This window comes from Sphingobacterium sp. UBA3549, assembly GCF_002376635.1.
Taxonomy (GTDB): domain Bacteria; phylum Bacteroidota; class Bacteroidia; order Sphingobacteriales; family Sphingobacteriaceae; genus Sphingobacterium.
The window spans coordinates 192,431-212,004 of the sequence record NZ_DFOE01000034.1 but is presented as its reverse complement, the minus strand read 5'-3'; the positions used below and the strand labels follow the sequence as shown (position 1 = coordinate 212,004).

Annotated in this window: 15 protein-coding genes; 10 read left to right on the top strand and 5 right to left on the bottom strand. The window is 40.0% G+C overall.

Annotated elements, in window-relative coordinates; genetic code table 11:
• Positions 1 to 76: 76 nt before the first annotated feature.
• Complete coding sequence (locus B2W36_RS17360; RefSeq protein ID WP_293882311.1) at positions 77 to 550, top strand: helix-turn-helix domain-containing protein; 474 nt, start codon at positions 77 to 79, stop codon at positions 548 to 550.
• Positions 551 to 559: 9 nt separating this feature from the next.
• Here B2W36_RS17360 and B2W36_RS17355 read toward each other — a convergent pair whose 3' ends face one another.
• Complete coding sequence (locus tag B2W36_RS17355) at positions 560 to 1,615, bottom strand: fatty acid desaturase (RefSeq protein ID WP_293882309.1); 1,056 nt, start codon at positions 1,613 to 1,615, stop codon at positions 560 to 562.
• Between the two features lie 171 nt (positions 1,616 to 1,786).
• On the opposite strand from B2W36_RS17355, the gene B2W36_RS17350 reads away from it, so the two are divergent.
• A complete protein-coding gene (locus B2W36_RS17350; protein ID WP_293888935.1) occupies positions 1,787 to 2,281 on the top strand; it encodes a hypothetical protein in 495 nt (164 codons plus the stop codon).
• Between the two features lie 369 nt (positions 2,282 to 2,650).
• Here B2W36_RS17350 and B2W36_RS17345 read toward each other — a convergent pair whose 3' ends face one another.
• On the bottom strand, positions 2,651 to 3,061 hold the full coding sequence (locus B2W36_RS17345; RefSeq protein WP_293882305.1) for a hypothetical protein: 411 nt from the start codon (positions 3,059 to 3,061) through the stop codon (positions 2,651 to 2,653).
• 280 nt (positions 3,062 to 3,341) lie between these two features.
• Positions 3,342 to 5,204, bottom strand: coding sequence for a vWA domain-containing protein (locus B2W36_RS17340; protein WP_293888933.1), 1,863 nt, complete (start codon positions 5,202 to 5,204; stop codon positions 3,342 to 3,344).
• Positions 5,205 to 5,285: 81 nt separating this feature from the next.
• On the opposite strand from B2W36_RS17340, the gene B2W36_RS17335 reads away from it, so the two are divergent.
• The 3 genes from B2W36_RS17335 (at position 5,286) to B2W36_RS17325 (ending at position 9,239) form a co-directional block, all read left to right on the top strand.
• Entirely contained in the window at positions 5,286 to 5,864 is a 579-nt protein-coding gene (locus B2W36_RS17335) for an RNA polymerase sigma factor (RefSeq protein ID WP_293882301.1), read from the top strand.
• Complete coding sequence (locus tag B2W36_RS17330) at positions 5,851 to 7,122, top strand: TonB family protein (RefSeq protein WP_293882299.1); 1,272 nt, start codon at positions 5,851 to 5,853, stop codon at positions 7,120 to 7,122. The genes B2W36_RS17335 and B2W36_RS17330 overlap by 14 nt, the downstream gene beginning before the upstream one ends.
• Before the next feature lie 146 nt (positions 7,123 to 7,268).
• Entirely contained in the window at positions 7,269 to 9,239 is a 1,971-nt protein-coding gene (locus tag B2W36_RS17325; RefSeq protein ID WP_293888931.1) for a DUF3857 domain-containing protein, read from the top strand.
• 372 nt (positions 9,240 to 9,611) lie between these two features.
• On the opposite strand, the gene B2W36_RS17320 is transcribed toward B2W36_RS17325, so the two are convergent.
• Positions 9,612 to 11,096: a PLP-dependent aminotransferase family protein gene (locus tag B2W36_RS17320; RefSeq protein WP_293888929.1), complete on the bottom strand. Its 1,485-nt coding sequence runs from the start codon at positions 11,094 to 11,096 to the stop codon at positions 9,612 to 9,614.
• A 128-nt stretch (positions 11,097 to 11,224) separates the two neighbouring features.
• Between B2W36_RS17320 and bioB the strand changes: the two genes are divergently transcribed.
• On the top strand, positions 11,225 to 12,316 hold the full coding sequence (gene bioB, locus B2W36_RS17315; protein ID WP_293888982.1) for a biotin synthase BioB: 1,092 nt from the start codon (positions 11,225 to 11,227) through the stop codon (positions 12,314 to 12,316).
• Position 12,317: 1 nt separating this feature from the next.
• Here bioB and B2W36_RS17310 read toward each other — a convergent pair whose 3' ends face one another.
• A complete protein-coding gene (locus B2W36_RS17310; RefSeq protein ID WP_293888928.1) occupies positions 12,318 to 14,831 on the bottom strand; it encodes a phosphocholine-specific phospholipase C in 2,514 nt (837 codons plus the stop codon).
• Between the two features lie 114 nt (positions 14,832 to 14,945).
• On the opposite strand from B2W36_RS17310, the gene B2W36_RS17305 reads away from it, so the two are divergent.
• The 4 genes from B2W36_RS17305 (at position 14,946) to B2W36_RS17290 (ending at position 19,565) form a co-directional block, all read left to right on the top strand.
• Positions 14,946 to 15,677, top strand: coding sequence for a response regulator transcription factor (locus tag B2W36_RS17305; protein ID WP_293882291.1), 732 nt, complete (start codon positions 14,946 to 14,948; stop codon positions 15,675 to 15,677).
• Complete coding sequence (locus B2W36_RS17300) at positions 15,674 to 17,047, top strand: HAMP domain-containing sensor histidine kinase (RefSeq protein WP_293888926.1); 1,374 nt, start codon at positions 15,674 to 15,676, stop codon at positions 17,045 to 17,047. The genes B2W36_RS17305 and B2W36_RS17300 overlap by 4 nt, the downstream gene beginning before the upstream one ends.
• 102 nt (positions 17,048 to 17,149) lie before the next feature.
• Positions 17,150 to 18,484, top strand: a complete 1,335-nt coding sequence (locus tag B2W36_RS17295) for a TolC family protein (protein ID WP_293888925.1) — start codon at positions 17,150 to 17,152, stop codon at positions 18,482 to 18,484.
• Positions 18,474 to 19,565 carry an efflux RND transporter periplasmic adaptor subunit gene (locus B2W36_RS17290; RefSeq protein ID WP_293882285.1) on the top strand — a complete coding sequence of 364 codons (1,092 nt, stop codon included), beginning with the start codon at positions 18,474 to 18,476 and terminating at the stop codon, positions 19,563 to 19,565. The genes B2W36_RS17295 and B2W36_RS17290 overlap by 11 nt, the downstream gene beginning before the upstream one ends.
• The last annotated feature ends 9 nt before the right edge of the window (positions 19,566 to 19,574 follow it).

Below are 19,574 nucleotides of genomic sequence, written 5' to 3'. Positions count from 1 at the left end.
TTAAAATAAACCAAATACAAATTTTTAATCAAAAAAATAAACGATATTTTGCGCAAATTGTCATTCAATTCGTTATATGACGGACGAAGACAAAGTATTACTTGAAACAATTGGGTTACGCTTTAGAGCAAAACGAAATGATTTATATTACTCATTGCGCGATCTATCCCATATAACGGGCATTTCAACAGGAACACTTAATGGTATTGAAAAGGGTAAAGACCTAACGTTCACAAATTTTTTAACCCTATGCCGCAGTCTCGAAATTCAACCAGCACTCTTTTTTCAGCACGACATTGTATTCAAATCGCCATATTCGCTACCTCCAGAGGCGCGAGAGCGAATCACTCTGAGCAAAAAATTAGATAATCTCGTGTATCATTCCGATTTTTTTGACACAGAAAGACGTGTTTCTGATGTATTGATTCAATTGGGTGTTGATAAGAATGAGAGCAACAAGTTTTCTGTTTACTTATCGAACTATTGCGAAGAGGGAGCACTTGTTTACCGACAACATGGAAATTTTAAAACCTACCGTAAAAAGAATTAGAGGAAAGCACTAAATTTCTTTGTTGGAAAGTTCACGAAAACGGTTTGCCCTCCTAAATGTCCCCAAATCATTAAAACGAACTCCATACCGACGTAAGATATCCTGAGCTGCATTACGTCCAATATGCCGTACGTAAAAGGTTTCGTTAACAACAAAATGATGAATGCTGTGGGTCCAGCCGAAAAAGAAACAGAACAATTGCATCGGAAACGTCCACCACACTGTCAGTACCTGTGTCTGCTCCATGACATTGCCCGCCTCAACATCACCAAAGTAATGCATATTTGATGTAATAAAATGTAAACAAAATTGACGTAATAAGTTTGGTAAAAGAATAACATAAATTAACCCATGAAAACTTATTAACATGTTATCAACATACTGTGGAAAACTCAAATCTAACCTGAACAATGTATTCAACCAGACCATTAGCAAATCTGCGAAATAGAAATATAAAACCACATGTGCAAAAATCGTTACGGGAACAATGCTCAAAAACATAATTCTTTTTAGTTTTGAAGAAGTCTCCAATTTTAGATTTCCATTTTTTACTTCCTCATCCATATCGCTAAACATCCGATAAAGGCGAAAGAGTCCTCCCAATACAACATCAGGTGTTGTCAACAGACGTTTAATTGACCAACGTTCACCATTTGTCACACTACGCTCTTCAACATCGTGCAACGTACCTGAAAATTTATGGTGATGATGGTGCAAAGTTCTGCGAATCCAAGGATTGACAGTCAGTGGCCTCAAAATCCAAACACTAAAAAGCATAAAATGATGAATACCTCTTTGTTTTTTAAAATATAGCCAGTGGATTAGATCATGCTCTATCTCGTGCAATACGCCCATAAAAAATGCATTGCTAACAATCATTAACCAAGTCGGTACAACTGCGCGGTACCACCCCATCGATACAAGCAGAATCGCTAGGATTGCGATAGCAAATATCAGCAGCCCAATGCTGTTCTGGCGTTTTAATATGGGGTATATTCCTTTAAGCTCCTGATAAGACTGATTTATTTCTCTCCTAATCTGGCTCGACTTTTCCTGATGTGTCAATTCGATGTGATTTTTTTGGTAAAAATAGGGATTTTTTCGTGTACTTCTCCTATACTAAGCCTTATGAATGCTTCCACAAAAGACTTCCGCAAAAAATATTTCCACACGCTGTAACATAATGAGCTGATCGGCTACTAATAAATTAAAATCAACATATAAGCATACACAGTCATGGAAAAGAAATCAATTTATAACTGGAAAAATAATTTATTCGGAACAAAGTCTACCCTCTATTGTAATGATGCTGTGATCGGTAGCCTGGAATCTATTGATTGGAATCTAGATGCGCATGTTTCTATCCATAAAGACAAGTATCGCTTCATAAATAAAGGGCTTTTTAATCCATACACAGAGATTCGAAATCAAAACAATGAGCTGATCGGTGATATTGAATACAATTCCTGGAAGAGTAAAGCTACCATTAGCCTGATCAATAAAAAATACACATGGAGCCCTAAAAATAGGTGGATGACCGCATGGCAAATTGAAGATGAGCTAGGAAAAGTTGTAGAAATCAAGCCCTCTTCGCTATGTAATGGTGGCAAAATAGAAAGCTGCGAAAACAGCGAATTGATCTTATCTATAAGTTTATATCTGCAAAAGCGTACTACAGTGATGTTTTCTATGGTCGCCCTAATTCCACTATTGACCTTAATACTTATTTAACGTAGCAGCCAACTTCTAATACATATCAATTCAAGCAGATCTTTCATCGGGTCTGCTTTTATTGTGAAATCTAAGCATTATAAACTATATCACTTAATTACAATAAGATAACACCATTTTAATACTGAATTTATGTAAACACCTTACGTTCGTATTAACGATGTAATTTACAATCAATGGTTTCAACAGCCACATCAATTTCGGCCATGAAGCCAATCGTCTTTATATCTAGTAGGCATTTGGTTACCCCCTCAGCAATCCTCAACACATATCCATGTACAAGCCCTACTACTTTCTCTATTCAGTTCGGCAAGCGCATAACTTGCCGAACATTCTAGTATTCATCAGACCAGAACACTTCTAAAGTACTTAACTACTGAAAGGATCTGTCTTTTTCTCCGTTTTTACAATTTTAATCAAATGCTCCAGCGCATTTTTCAGACGCTTGGCATCATCTTCTGTTTGGATAGCCCACAAAATTTCATCCGTGCTTGGCGACGACTTGAATCGAATTTGATGACCTGATTTTACCCTGGCAATGACAAGTACATCTGATTTCGCAATATCACTTCGAAAATGCTGGCCACTGGAAAGAAAGACTGTCAGCACTTTCCCATCTACCGTCACCGTATCAATTTTTGTATCCTTATAATGATAAGCAACTTTATACAGCTTGTTAATATAGGCCATCGTTTGCTGTTTATTCAAACCCGCATTTTGGGCTATTGTAGGTATTACAATACCAATCGCCAAAAGAAAGCACAAGAAGAAATTTTTCATTTATCTATTATTTTTTATTCTCGTATTTGCCTCACCATCGACAGCCGGGCCGATTCCTTGACAAATTACCTCTATTCACCAAAACAATCCACCCCATTCATCACCCGAGCAGAATAGCATGTAGCACCAATCGCAGGAGCAAAATACGTTCCTTTTATTTATGGCTTAAAAATATAGATTTTATTCACTTTTTTGCCTATAATCCTCAAAACTAAACAATTTTCAGCAGCAGACTTTCGGTTGTCGCTGCTGAAAATACTTTTGGATAAGCTTATCCTAATTATTCCTTCGATCTCGACAAGTCCCGCGCATTTTCAGCCATACGGATAAATTCAGCACGATAACCTTCCTCATCTTTTCCTTTGGAAGCTTTTGCACGCACGATCAGCTGGTCAAAATCGGCCTTTTGCTTAAAATCAGAATCACGAAGTAGTAAACCAAGTTCCGCTACCGCAGTTGCAAAACGTAAATCTTCACTCACATTGTTCAACTCCGTTACCGCAGTTCCTACCACCTTTTGCTGCAACTTACTTTTCTCCCCTTCAGGCTCCTTATACCGAAATTTAACTGTTGCCAGTTCAGCATTTCTCCTTCCAGTTGCCGGACTTGCATGCTGCTGATATTTTAATGGATCTACCGTTCCGACCATTCCCGACTCAACACCGACAGGTACAATTTCATACAAGGCTGTCACCATGTGGCCTACGCCCATATCACCGCCCATCTTTTGATCATTATTGAAATCCTCGGCCTCCAGCATACGATTTTCGTACCCTACCAAGCGATAGGCTTGCACGTACCTTGGATTGAATTCGACCTGAATCTTTACATCTTTAGCAACAGTAAACAACGTTCCGCCAAATTCGGTCACCATCGCCTTTCGTGCTTCCGAAATATTATCGATATAAGCGTAATTTCCATGACCTTTGTCCGCAAGGATTTCCATCTTACTATCCTTAAGATTCCCCATGCCATAACCAAATACCGTAAGGAAAATGCCTGATTTACTTTCTTTCGCAATCAATTCTTCCATCGATTCGTCACTGTGGTCTCCAACATTAAAATCACCGTCACTGGCCAAAATAATCCGGTTGTTTCCACCTTTGATAAATTGCTGCTTGGCAATTTCGTAAGCCTTCTTAATTCCCGCTGCACCAGCAGTACTTCCGCCTGCTTCGAGCTCTTCAATAGCCGATTTTATTTTCATCTTTTCGTCTCCAGGCGTACTTTCCAATTTTACCCCTGCCGATCCGGCATAAGTCACAATAGCCACATGGTCTATATCACGAAGCTGATCAACCAACATCTTCAACGAAGCTTTTACTAAGGGCAGACGCCCCGGCCCCATCATCGATCCAGAAACATCAATCAAAAACACCAGATTGGAAGCTTTAAGCTTTGCCGTAGGCATATCTTTTGCTTTTAACGTTACACGCATAAGTTGATGCGCAGTATTCCAGGGTGCCTTCGTCAATTCAGTGACAATATTTACGGGCTCACCATTATTAGGACCAGATACCTCATACTGAAAATAATTGATCATCTCTTCAACGCGTACCGCATCTTTTTCAGGCAAACTTCCCGAATTGATAAAACGACGTACATTACTATAAGAGGCGGCATCAACATCCGCTGCAAACGTTGATAAAGGTTCTTTAAGCGGATTGATAAACTTATTTTCCTTTACCTTCCGATAAGATTCCTGGTTTTGATTAGGCATGTATGCCGTCCCTCTGATATACAAACTTGACACTTGTCCCGACAAAGCTGAATTAACATGCATCATCGGTGCCGTCTGGCGCTTCACTTTGCGCTCATATCCGGTCACCACAACTTCATCCAGTGTATTGTTTTGCTGCACCAAGGCCACATCAACCTTTGACCGATGGTTGACCGCGATCCGTTGCTCGAGATATCCGATATAACTAAAAATCAAGGTATTTTTACCATCCTGGACCTGGATGCGATAATTTCCTTTATCATCCGTCAGACGCTGCTCTTTGGTTACGGCATTGCTTACCTGCACCCCGGCAAGAGCAATTCCTGTATATGCATCGACCACCTTACCGCTGACTTCATATCCCTGCTTGGCGTACCCACCGAAGGATAGCAACAAGCCTATCACAAAAAGTATTGTTCTCATAGCATTCATTTTTTTGCCAAGGGATGCACGAAATATTAAATTTCCATAAACCAGAAAAAAAAAATACTTTTAGACTATATAATGTCCGCATTCAAGTCGTCAAAAATAGATACACCACAAGACCATGAGCTCTTGTTGCGCTATCAGGAGTCTATGGATCTCCAGGTATTGGGCGATCTATACCAGCGACATACCGAAATGGTATATTATGTTTGCTTAAGGTATCTCCAAGATTCCGAATTGAGTAAAGATGCGGTCATGAATATCTTTGAGGAATTAATATATAAAGTCAACAAGCAGGAAATCAAAGATTTTCAAAGATGGCTCTATGTATTAAGCAAAAACCATTGTCTGATGTATTTGAGGTCTCAAAAAAACAAATCTCAAGTTTCTTTGGATGAATTTGTGAAATTTCCGGGAGACCTGCATCAGTATGAACAATATGATGAAAAAGAAGAGCAGTTAACGGCCATGGAAGGCTGTCTGGACAAATTGCCAGAAAAACAGCAACAGTCGGTCAGACTTTTCTTTTTAGAGGAAAAATGTTACAAAGAGATCAGTGAATCTACCGGTTATAGCTTGAATGAAGTAAAGAGTTATATCCAAAATGGGAAACGGAATTTAAAAAATTGCATGGAGGCTTGGAATGAGCAACAGTAATTACGACATAGCATACTTAAAGAAATACGTCAACGGTGAACTATCTCCTACGGAGATGTACGCGCTTGAGCGTGAGGCACAGCGTGACCCCATGTTGGCGGATATGCTGATGGGTATAGAGATGGATCAAAATAAAACCGTAATTGCAGCAATCAATCAGCAGATTAGCCAACGTGCAAAAAGGGATAAGGTTGCTAAAATTAAAATATTGGACTGGAAAAGACTAGCCATCGCCGCTTCTACAGTAATCGTTTTGGGGGTATGTCTTGTACTTTTCTGGCAGCAGGAAAAAAATAGATCTGAGACAAAACGTACTGCTGACGTAAACGTTACTCAGGATAAGCCAAAAACAACGGTTATGGGAGAGGATTCTACCACGGCCACAGATGATATCAAGTCAAATATCGAACCGCAAGATCGTTCGCCACAATTGGCAGATAACAACAGCCCCCGTTTTCGTGAACAACATCCACAAGAGGAGGTCACGATTTTATCGCGCGAACCCTCCCTACGTGTAAAATCACTGGAAGAAATGGAAGGACGTCTTAATAGTGATCGCCCTGTATTTGGATTAAGACCTCAAGACAGTGCGACCGTGATTAGCTATACACCCATAGCAAAGAAAAAAGAGGCCTCTCAAACGATGATGATGCGAGGAAACTCAAGTTTAAACAGTACACTTGCTGGCAAAGCTGCGGGGATTTCGTCAGTACAACAAGGCGGTATACCCCTTCAACTCACCGTTCGCGACAAAGAAACGGGCTTACCTCTTTCAGGGGTCACCATCATTCAACCCAATAGTAAATTGGCAACCAACACTGATGCGCAGGGACAGGCGACCATCCAACCAAGCTCGGTGGATTCACTCGTCGACATCGTGGCCCTAGGTTACAATACCGTCGCCGTGAATATGCGCCGCAGTAAAAATACCACAATCAGATTGCAGCCCTCCAGCAATTCGCTGGATGAAGTTGTCGTCACCACGATGTCTTCACGCAAATCAAAAAGTGCTGAACCCGTATGGGGCTGGAGATCATTCAACAATTATATCAAGAAAAAAACAGCCAAAAGCCGTTATGAAGGCACCGTACGCATAAGCTTCTATATTGATAAGGGTGGATTTCCAACGAATATCAGTATTCTCCAAAGTGCAAACGAGTACCTTGATGCCAAAGCCAAGGAAATTATACTCTCAGGTCCCAAATGGAATGGAGAAGATTACCGATATGTTACATTAACCTTCGAATTCACGATGTAAATACGTAGAACTTATTTCCTAAACACAAAAACAGTCTAAACTGATCAATGCATTAATTTTTACACCAAATTAATCAACAAAGTGATTTTGATTTAAAATTATTTCCTACTTTAGCGCTATAATTATTAACCATACAGTCATTTTTTATGAAAAGTTTTTTAACTGGCCTGCTCGTGCTTAGCTGTTTATACGTACAAGCACAAGATTTTTCATTCGGTAAAATAAAAAAGGAGGATTTTGCCATTACTATGGACAAAATAGACACGGCCGCAAATGCCTTTGTCTTACGTGAATATGGCTCTGCAGAAGTCAACTACAACAAGAATAAGGGTCTAGTTGTTGAGTTTTTCAAACATGTACGCATTAAAATCTTAAACAAGGAAGCCTATAATTATGCAAACTTCAGCATTCCATTATACAAAAGTGGAAATGAACGGGAAGTTCTTATGGACATCAAGGGATCATCCTATCATCTTGTTGGTGACAAAATTGTAGAAACAGAGATGACCAAAGCAAATATATTTTACGAAAACTCCTCAGAAAACTATGCAATAACGAAAGCAGCTATTCCACAGGTTCAAGAAGGTACAATTATTGAATACCGCTATCGTACGGAGTCTCCATTCATCTTTAACCTAAATTCTTGGGAATTTCAGGAAGACCTTCCGAAACTTTATAGTCAATACGTTACTCGCATTCCAGAAATCTGTCATTACAAAGCCAATCTAAAAGGCGGGCTGGCCGTCAGTAACAGAAAAGTAGAAAATTACAATACAGGTCTATATTCTGAAGTTGGGGAAATCTTAGGAAGTAAAACCATCTATACCATGGAAAATATTCCAGCTTTCCATGCCGAAGATTATATGACTTCTTCCAAAAACTTTAGATCAATTATTTTCTTCGAACTCGGCCGATACAGTGTTCCAATGGGAACAACAAAAGACTTCTCGCTCACTTGGGAAAATGTCAGAGATAAACTGGTACAAAGTGAAAGCTTTGGTGGGCAGGTAAAGCGAAAAGGTGCATTGAAAGATTTTATCGACCCTATATTACAAAATGCACAAGATGACCTAGAAAAAGCGGCACGATTGTATTCCTATTTTCAAAAACAAATAAAATGGAACAATCAACATTCAATTTATGCAAAAAACATTAAAGAAGCCATTGAAAAGAGAACAGGCAATAGTGCGGATATCAACCTCGGACTTGTCAATGCTTTACGATACGCGAAACTAGAGGCCAATCCTGTGATCTTATCTACGCGCGACAATGGATATGCCGGACTTTATGCCCCCGCAATATCGGAGTTCAACCATGTGATTGCACAAGTAAAAATAGGTGAAAATTACTACCTGCTGGATGCCACCTCTCCCTATGAAATGTTCGGAAATATTCCGATGAAATGTGTCAACTACCATGGAAGATCGATTCCCCTTGAAGGTGAATCCGACTGGGTAAAACTCGATGCAAACCTTCCTTCCACCTACAGCAACTTTTTCTACGGCGAACTATCTGAAAATGGTGAACTAAAAGGAAAATGGATAACATCACGGAATGGTTATGGTGCGTCCAAAATGCGAGAGCGTCTTCAAGGAAGCAATTCTGAAGAAGAATTCTATGAAAAAATAGACGAAGAAAACAATCGCATCAAAATCAACAGTTTTAAAGTATCTAATCGGGAGTCACTTGATAAACCATTAACTGAGGAGTTTGAAATTGAGATTAAAAATTTTGCAACCTTGCAAAATGATCAACTTCTATTCAATCCTTATATTGATACCAAAATGTCTAAAAATCCTTTCAATCTAACAGAGAGAAATTACCCAATTGACTTTGGTTCTTTAATCCAAGAAGAAAGTTATATGGAAATAAAACTGCCAAAAGGGTATTCCTACTCCATAGCAGATAAGTTAAAAAACATCAGTATGGCTCTTCCAGAACGCGCGGCAAGATATATCTTCAAAATCAACAATGCGGCCCCCGATGTTTTAGTGATCGAATCTGCTACCCAATTAAACAAACCTTTGTTTATGCCTGAAGAATACTTTGATTTAAAAGAGTTTTTCAGCAGAATTATCCAGGCAGAAAAATTGGATGTCGTGCTCAAAAAAATATAATAAACCTTAACAAAAACTTCATTTTATATTGATGATAAGCTTAAATAAGGGTGATAAATTTGAATATCAAAATAAAATAAAATGATTAAAGATTCAGATTTATTCGAACTAGAACGTACCTTCCTTGGAGAAGGCTTCGAATTGGATGGTGATGATATTATCACCGATGAAGACTAGGTCTTCACTTTTTAAGCAAGTATTATTCCCCTTATATAATCTCAAAGCCCAGACATTCTTTGCTGGGCTTTTTCTTTACATCCTCAAAATGACTGCCGAATAAGCAAACGCGAATTTCGTGCTTATCCAGACTGGAGTATACCAGCTAAAAGGCCATCAAAAGTAAACATTGGCTGCACACATTTTTTGTAAATTTCATGAGTTAGTGTCCATCAAGTCACCATAGGCCGACCTTAACAAATAAATTGCATCCGACATACGCTGCTCGTCTAAATGAGCAAAACCCAATCGCAATGCAGTAACCATCCTATTTTGATATAGACAATTGCTTGGGATTAATAATCCCCTGCCTCGCGCCTTTTCTTGTAAAACAGTCAACGAAAAAACAGATTTGAACTGTACCCAAAAAGCCAGTCCAGCCTCTGGAACTGTGAAAGTAACTTCATCTTCAAAATAACGCCGCAACAACACTCCAAACAACTCTTTGCGCTCTGCAATAACTTTCTGAAATTTACGCTGATAACGAAAGATATCACCCTGATGGATAATTTCACCCAATGTTTTCTCAATCATAAAATTCGGCTTCCCGAAGATATTCAGATATTTTTTACCTTCATCTAGCAGATCCTGAGGCGCGATCAAAAAATTCATTTGGAAACCTGGAGCAAAGAAACTTCCGAAAGCACCGGTATAAATCACCCGGTTGCCTGCATTTTTCCGAAAAAGCGATTCCCCTTTTGTTTTAAAAAAGGATGACTCGAAATCTACATCATCCTCAATAATGATAAAATCGTACTGCTCGGCCAGTTGTAACAATTGAATTTTCCGTTTTTCGGAAAGGTTAACCGTCGTTGGATACTGACATCTGGAGTTGAGATAAACACATCTGATCTCGCCGGGCTTAAATTGATCGCCGATCCTATCTATAATCATACCATCCGCATCTACCGGAACGGTTTTCAGTTTGGCTCCTGCTTGACTAAGTATCATATTGGGAAGAAAATAACTTAAATTCTCCACCAGCACAACGTCGTCACGCCGAATTAATAATCGGGATAAAATGGAAAAGATTTGCTCACGGCTGGCAATTGGCAACAAGAAGTTCCGGGAAAGATGAAATCCCCTAGTCAAGTTCAAATAATAACTTAACTGATCCCTAAAAAACAGATTCCCCTCCGTAGTGGTTGGAAAGTCATCACTTTTCTTTTTGCGTTTAACCATTGATGCGTAAAAACGTACCAGTTCCTCAGCACTAATAATACTGTAATCTGGTGTGCCATCCGTAAAATAATACTTCTCTGAAGCTTCTAACTTAGGCATATCCAATATCAGCTCCTTTCGGAAAGAATAAGGTGCAAAACTAGGTGGCTGCCTAAAGGCACCCATGGTCGATGTCGAAGCGTCGATACGTTCGGGATTTTTCACAAAAGTACCTCGATTGGGTACAATGTCCACCCAGCCCTGCTCCTGCAATTCAGCAAATGCGGCTACGATAGTTTTTCGGTGCACTTTCAATTCATCTGCAATCTTTCGGCTTCCAGGCAACAAATCTCCATCCTCTAAAAGATTCCGTTTAACTGCATTGATAAACTGATACACGATCTGTAGATAGACAGCGTCATCCTTGCGACGGTCAATCTTAATAATAGAATGAAAAGCTATAACAACCGGACTACTCATTATGTTTATTTCGGACTATCAAAGTTAAAATTTAATCTATAATCTTTGTAACCAAGATAAAAAAACATCTTTAAATAGGATGTCGCAACATGACTAAAGGAATTAGACCCGATTTTATAACAAAACTTATGGATAACATGGAATCAAAACGAAAATGGACGCAAGAAGAAGTTGTCGCGCTATACAACAAACCGTTGATGGAGCTTCTATATGAAGCTGCAACAACACATAGAAAATATCATGACCCCAATAAAGTGCAGGTATCCACATTGATTTCAATAAAAACAGGTGGATGTCCCGAAGACTGCGCTTACTGTCCCCAAGCCGCACGTTACCATACACATGTTAAGGCAGAGAGCTTGATGAGCGTTGATCAGGTCAAAGAGCAAGCCTTGGCTGCCAAGGCTCGTGGTAGTTCACGGATCTGCATGGGAGCCGCCTGGCGCAATGTGAAGGATGGTCATGAGTTTGACCGTGTACTTGATATGGTTCGTACCCTAAACAAACTTGACATGGAAGTCTGTTGTACGCTCGGAATGTTGACCGAAAACCAGGCACAACGTTTGTCTGAAGCTGGATTGTATGCCTACAACCACAATCTCGATTCTTCTTCCGATTACTATCAAGAAATTATCTCGACCAGAAGTTACGATGATCGCTTAAAAACGATCGAAAATGTCCGCAAAACAAATATCACAGTCTGTAGTGGCGGCATCATTGGAATGGGCGAAACTATTGCAGATCGTGCCAAAATGTTGATTACGCTGGCGTCACTCATTCCGCAGCCCGAATCGGTGCCGATCAATGCATTAGTGCCTGTAATGGGTACACCAATGGAGGCAATGGAAACCGCATCCATCTGGGAAATGGTACGCATGGTTGCTACGGCGCGCATTTTATTGCCCAAAACCCAAGTCCGCCTATCGGCAGGGCGCACCTATATGAGTAAGGAGGGACAAGCTTTGTGCTTTTTCGCAGGAGCCAATTCGATTTTCTCGGGCGATAAACTACTCACCACACCCAATCCCGACGGCAACGAAGACCTCGACCTATTTAAAGCATTAGGTCTGGTTACACAGCAGCCGTTTGAGAAAAAAAATCAGCCCGAAACCATCGCAAAAGAAATGGCAATTTATCACGATCTTGGAGAAAGACCCAAATGGTCAAGACCCAAACATACAGTTCTCCGCAACATCGCTAAGCAGCAGAAGAAAGAATAATTTATGCTAATAAGGGATCAGTTGTACTTTCTGTCCCTGTTTCCAAGCGCCCGGCGAGCTGAATAATTGGATTATTGTCTCCATTAAGCTTTATAGCAATATCATACCAATTACCTTGTTTTTCATTATCCAGGATCAATATAACTTCCTCGGCCGGGGCGATTTCTTTTGTTGTGGCATATTTTTTATAGTTGAGGGTTTCAACAGCTATTGTTACGCGCTGGTCACTATTGTTCTTTAGTTTCAGCTGTAATTTTCCTGTAGCTACCTGTGTCAGGGCCTTAAGCTCCGGAGCTACCGCGGCTTGTATTGCTGCTGTCCCCTTCTCCCCGGAAAATTTACGATAAAAACCATTTGGTCCATGCAGTTCGAAAGCATAACGATCTCCTTCAAACTTTGCTAGGTCCCATTGGTATTCCAAACGATCACCGGCCTTCACCGCAAAATTCCAGTTACGATAGGTTTCGCTTTGTCCTTGGTCATCACGATAGGCCAGCGGGCTATACACATTGAAAGCCGTGCCTGCAGTTCTTTTTCCAAACAGCTTGTTGTCTACAGTCATCACGAGACAAAACTGTCCATCTTCCACATAGCCAACTGCTTCATGCGCATAAGGCAAATTTAAGGATTTACGAATCCCACGCTCCTGTATACGGTCAAATTCTGGGATCCAGACCTTTCTCTTCGCAAGTTCACGATCATTGACTGCCACAAAAGCTCGCGGATTATCCTTAAATTGTGCCTTATAGATCGTTTCAATGTGCTGATTGCGGTCTAGGAAAGTGATCTGTTCTTTTTGCTCTGTAAAAGGTGTAAAGGCTGCAGTCAAATTACCACAGATCGTTCGACGCCATGCACTGATGTTTTCCAAATGCATATTCTTGTTCAGCTTTTTATTGAAAAAGTATTCCAAAAACTGCAAAGTAGATGTATGATCAAATACCTGAGAACACACCTTACCTCCCCGCGACCAGGGCGAAACAATATACATGGGCACACGAAAACCTAAGCCCACAGCTCCTTCACGCGCTTGCTTTTTAGCAATCCCCTGCTTCAGCTCATTTTCTAAACGTACCATTTCCACCTCCGTATCAATACCAGCAGAGCATGCCCCGGTGTCTTTTTTAGTCAAATCAGGAACAACAAATGGCTTTACGTGATCATAATAACCATCGTTTTCATCATAAGTAATGATAAAAATTGTTTTTTTCCAGATTTCAGGTTTTTTCGTTAAAATTTCCAAAACTTCGGATACATACCAAGCTCCGTACCAGGGAGCACTCGGATGATCCGAAAAATTTTGCGGACCAGCCAGCCAGGATACGGCTGGCAATCTACCGGTATCAACATCCTTCCTGAATTGATAAAGAACGTCCCCTTTCGGAACTTCCAGCGTACCCTTTTTTCCTTTCCACTTAAAATGCAAGGTATCAAGCGACCTGTAATTATTGTCGCCCTTGTTTACCGTAAAAGCTCTTTCATTCAATGATTTAACAAAATCACCTAACGCTTTATAATTGTCCGGATTATATGCTTTGAGTTCCTTCTCAGCTCGCTCCAATACCTCGCTTTTTTTACGGATATCAGCACGGATTTTTTCGGCTTGTTCCTCAGAGCCAGCAGACTTTTCTTCCAAGTTCGAAATCTGCACGGGTAAATCACGCACCTGTTTTTCCAGATTTCTGATATAGCTTTCCTTAAATTTAACGTGATAAGCCTGAAAGAACTCTAGTAAATTACATCCGAAATTTGACAACCATGCCCTTTCTTTCCCAGCAAATCCTCCGCCACAACTTGTCTCATTTTGATAAAAACGCCAGGTAATTCCATCCTTCTCAAGCAATTCCGGGAAAGTTTCCCAAGTCATTTTACCGTACGCAAAATCGTCGTTCCTAATATTTGCCTTTTGCAAGCCATCTTTCATTTCTGTAATCTTCCCCGTCCAAAAAAAGGAACGGTTCGGCGTGGTGCTTGTCATGCCTGAACAGAAATTCTGATCACACACGGTAAATGCATCCGCCAAAGCATAATGAAAAGGTAGATCCTCACGAGTAAAATACCCCAATGTTAACGGCATAGTCGCATATTCCTTATTGCCCGACTGCTTGGACAACAGCCACTGATCGTAGCGTCCGTGGTTAAAGGCATCCACTTGGCTCGCCCTACTGTGCGGAAGAGAACCCATCCAAGTTACTTTACTCTCTGTTAGATTTAATCGAAAGGGTGCATAGATCTTTCCATTCTTATCCGTTTGATACCATACGGGCAAACCGTTCGGTAAGCGGATTGACCGTGGATCATTGAAACCACGAACTCCTGAAAGCGTCCCAAGCGTATGATCGAAAGACCGATTTTCCTGCATAAGGATAACGATATGCTCGGCATCCAAAAAAGTACTTCCCATCTCAGGATCTATCGCAAAGGCTCTTTGGATTGAACGAGGCATAAAACTGGCAATACCTGCTGCTCCCGAAAATAGCAAAGTTTTTCTCAGGAACTCTCTTCTGCTTTCCATAATACTTATTTATAATTTCGAATTGAATCTACTTAGATTTCCTTTCCTTTCATATTTCTTCGTGTAATTCTTATGTTACTAAATGGAGGTATCATGAAATATCTTTTTGATAGGATGGCAAAAATTTGTTTATTTTTACGAAAGACAATAGATGGACGTATGGTAGATATTTTGCTACTCGAAGACGACAAGGTACTCTCGAAGGAGATTCGATCGTTTTTATTAAACCAAGGCTTTTCCTGCGATCAAGCCTTTGATGGAATTGAATTTTTGGCCAAAACGCACCAAAAGAAATATGGTTTTTTTCTATTGGATATTAACGTTCCAAAAATCAATGGCTTGGAAATCTGTAAAAAAATAAGACGCCATGATGCTTTTACACCAATTATTATCCTTTCAGCTTATGATGATATAGACGACAAGAAAGAAGCGTTTCTTCGGGCAGCCGACGATTACCTGGTCAAACCATTCGTTTTAGATGAACTTTTAATGCGAATCTATTCCCTGTTACGCAGGCAACAACACAGTGACAGCAGTGATACAAAAACCTTAATCATAGATGATCTGGTTATTTATCCAGATGAAGCTCGCGTACTACGTGCCAATGAAGAGATTAATCTCACTCAAAAGGAATTTCAGCTGTTACTTATCTTAGCACAGGCAAAGGGCCGAACGTTATCAAAGCAGCATATTTCCGAAGAAGTGTGGCAGAATCAATTTCAGACAACACAGAATACAATAGAAGTATACATCAACTTTTTACGCAAGAAAATTGATAAGAATCATCCGAATAAACTTATCCATACACGACCTGGATTTGGCTATTTTCTATCGGCAGACAAATGAATTTGAAGAAGAAAATAGCCATTAGTTTCAGCATCGCATTTTCCGTCCTTTTTGGAGTAGCAATGTTAATTATCTATTATGCTAGTTTCGACTTTCGTAAAGATCAATTCCGCCAGCGGCTGATCGATAAATTGGATAATATATCTCATTACATCGCCAGCAACCCCTATTTCAATAGACAGTCCTATAAAAATTACTTTCACGACGATGAAGATGGTTTATTCTACGAAGATGTTATCATTCTCGACAAAAACAAACAATTGGTCTTTAGCACTGTCAAGGACCAAACCGTTACCTGGAGCGCGTCAATTGTTAATCGGCTCGATCATGAAAAGCAGATCTTCTACAACCAAGACCAATATGAGACATTTGCCAAATATTATCGCATTAATGGATCCCCCTACTATATTATCGTAAAAGCACAGGATTATTCCGGAAATGAAAAAATGGACCATCTAGCGCTTGTCCTCACGATACTATTTATCCTGAGTGCGGCTTTAGTGTGGGTATTCAGCTATAATCTGATCCAACGGCTGTTGGTCCCGCTCGATAAATTAAAAGACAATATTACGCAGATTAATGCCAGCAGACTCACTAAACCTGTTGAGTACACAGGAAATACCGACGAAATCACTGTACTAACCCGAGCATTTAACACGATGTTATTACGACTTTCTACTGCTTTCGAATCGCAGAAAGAATTTAATTCCAGCGCTTCCCACGAATTACGAACACCACTTGCACGAATGTCTTTTCAACTTGAAAACCTGTACCATCAGAACCAGTTAAGTGAAGAGGTGAGGCAGGTATTACGCAACATATCCAAAGAAACATTGCACCTCTCAGAAGTCACAGATTCGCTGATGCTTCTTTCAAAATTTGATTCGGAACGTTTAAAAATGACGTATAAAGAAGAGCGAATCGATGAAATTATATTTATGGCCTATGAAAAAGTAGCCAAAGTATTCCCCGACCTTCAACTGGATTTTTCAATTAGCGGAACTGAAGACCCCAAACTCAGCATTTTTTGTTCCGCTCAATTGATTGAAATCGCTTTTGTAAATTTATTTAAGAATGCTGCGCTCTATTCAGACAACAGGGAGGTAAAAGTCACATTGATAGAATCAGCACAAGAACTAAAAGTGCTTGTTAGTAATACGGGGCCCGCCTTGAGTACCAGCGACCAAAAGCGAATTTTTGATGCATTCAGCCGCGGAGAAAATGCTAGTGAGACAACAGGATCTGGATTGGGGCTGCGCATTGTTCAGCGCATCATGCAATCGCATCATGCGACAATTGAATACCAAGCCAATAAAAAGCATGGCAAGCATACCTTCGTATTACTATTTAAATTACAAGCTCCCGAGTAAAAACAGTATCGATAGAAACTTCCTTTTTAAGCTTTTTTTAAGCATTTCTTAAGGCGTCTTTAATTTTCGACCAGTTATTTTGTTTCATCAGTTTTGAAACAAATGACAAAGACACCTCTCTTATTTTTATTGCTTTTCAATGGTATAGCATTTGCCCAGCAGAGACCGCCGCGAACAGATTATGTGCGTATGGATGAAAGTACACTTATAAAAAAGCAAGGCGATATCGCCGGACAACAAATGACGCTTCGAGAATGCGAAGCAGCATTTGTACAGAGCAATCTTTCTCTACTTGCCCAACAATATGACATCAGTCAGGCCGAGGCAGACGTCATACAAGCTAAAATATGGGAGCTGCCACAGCTGGAAATGAATGTTAACGCCTATGATCCACAGAATAAAAAGGTATTCCACGTCGGTCCTTCTAAAGAAGCCAGTATATCCCAATTGATCTATCTCGGTGGAAAAAAGAAAAATCAAGTAGAATTCGCCAAATCGAATGTCGAACTTGCCAAACTACAATTCAGTCAACTGCTGGCCAGTCTTCGCGCACAACTCCGTACAACTTTCTATTCCCTTTACTTTGAACAGCATAAATTGGCAGATATCAACATTCAGCTTGACTATCTAAATAGTCTACTAACGGCATACAAAGAACAAGGTAAGAAAGGAAACATTTCATTAAAAGATCAAGTTCGCCTTCAAACAATGGCTATCGATCTCAATAATGAAAAAACAACTGCGATCAACAATAGCATTAACTTACAACAACAATTACGTGTACTCATCTCCAGTCAGGAAGACGTACTACCGAACCTAACCGATCAAGAAGCAGATCAGGAACTTGCCATAAAACCAACAATGCCTTTGGAAAAAATCTTCCAATTGGCGTTGGAAAACAATGCTGATTATCAATTTGCATTAAAAACCTCGGAAAGCGCACAGTTATTTACAACATGGCAACAATCGTTAAATACGCCTGACATCAATCTTGGGCTTGCCTATAGTCAAAATTCAGGTGCTTTTCGCAATGAAATTAACTTAACGGCAGCAATTCCACTCCCGCTATGGAAACAAAATAAAGGAAATGTAATCAAAGCAAAATACGCCGAAGAAGAAGCAAAGAAAAATATTGAAGTCCAACGGCAGCAGCTCGAATCACAGATCCGTTCCAATTACCTGTCCTGGGAAAACCAATACAATCAGTATTTTACCATTACACCTGACGACCTCCACGACATTGCAGTGGTCTATGATGGCGTATTTAACAATTTCAGAAAAGGTAACATCTCCCTCGTGGAATTCACTGATTTTATGGATAGCTACCGTATATCCATGCTGAAGCTATATGATATGAAAAAGGAAATTATTCTCAATGCCGAACAATTAAACTACCTGGCGCAAACATCTATATTCAACTCAACTCATGTCAAATAAACAACTTCTCATAGCCACAGTGGCTGTAGTGCTACTCTACTCTTGCAAAAATCATAAAGAAACGGATAATACAGCCGTTGGCAAAGGTTTCGAAATGAGTGAGACGATGCTAAAATCGACCAGTTTTGCAACGGTTAAAAAAGAAAATGTGAGCGAAGAACTCAATTTCTTTGGTAAAATATCTGCTGATCAGAACAATTACATCGATATCTTCCCTCTCGTTGGCGGTAATGTGGTATCCGTGAATGCGTCCTTGGGCGATTATGTACACAAAGGTCAGGTATTGGCCACAATCAGAAGTACAGAAGTTGCGGGCATACAGAAAGATCTTTCGGATGCCAAAACAGATGTATTGCTTGCCGAAAAAAACTACCGTGTAGCGGAAGACATGTATACAGGTAAACTGAGTACAGATAAGGACATGCTGGAAGCAAAAGGACAGTTAACGAAAGCCAAAGAGCAGCTCCGCCGCTCTGAAGCAGTCAGTCAGATCTATAATGTCCGACGCGGCAATATATATTCGGTGGTATCGCCAATCGATGGATACATCGTACAAAAAAATATCAACAAGGATATGCAACTGCGGAGTGACCGAAGCGACAACATCTTCGATGTGGCCAATACAAAAGATGTATGGGCCATCCTGAATGTCAACGAAACAGATATTGAAAAGATTAGTATGGGCATGCCTGCCGTGGTGTCAACGCTGAGTTACCCGGACAAAAAATTTCAAGGTAGTATCGACAAAATTTTTAAGATTATCGACCCACAGACCAATGCTATGCAGGCCCGTGTGGTACTCGACAATAAAGATGGACTACTTATTCCAGAAAGTAAGGCCACCATTAAAGTAGCACATCGATCCAACACCCAGGCGCTAGCTGTTCCTTCGGACGCAGTCATTTTTGATCAAAACAAATATTTCGTATTGGTTTACAAATCTCCAAATGACATCAAGATTCGTGAAATCCTGCCGATAAAGCAAAACGAAGAAACAACCTATATGTCTACGGGACTACAGGAAGGAGAGAAAGTTGTTGTAAACAATAAACTTTTGATCTATAGAGCACTGAATAATTAATCTGCCTTA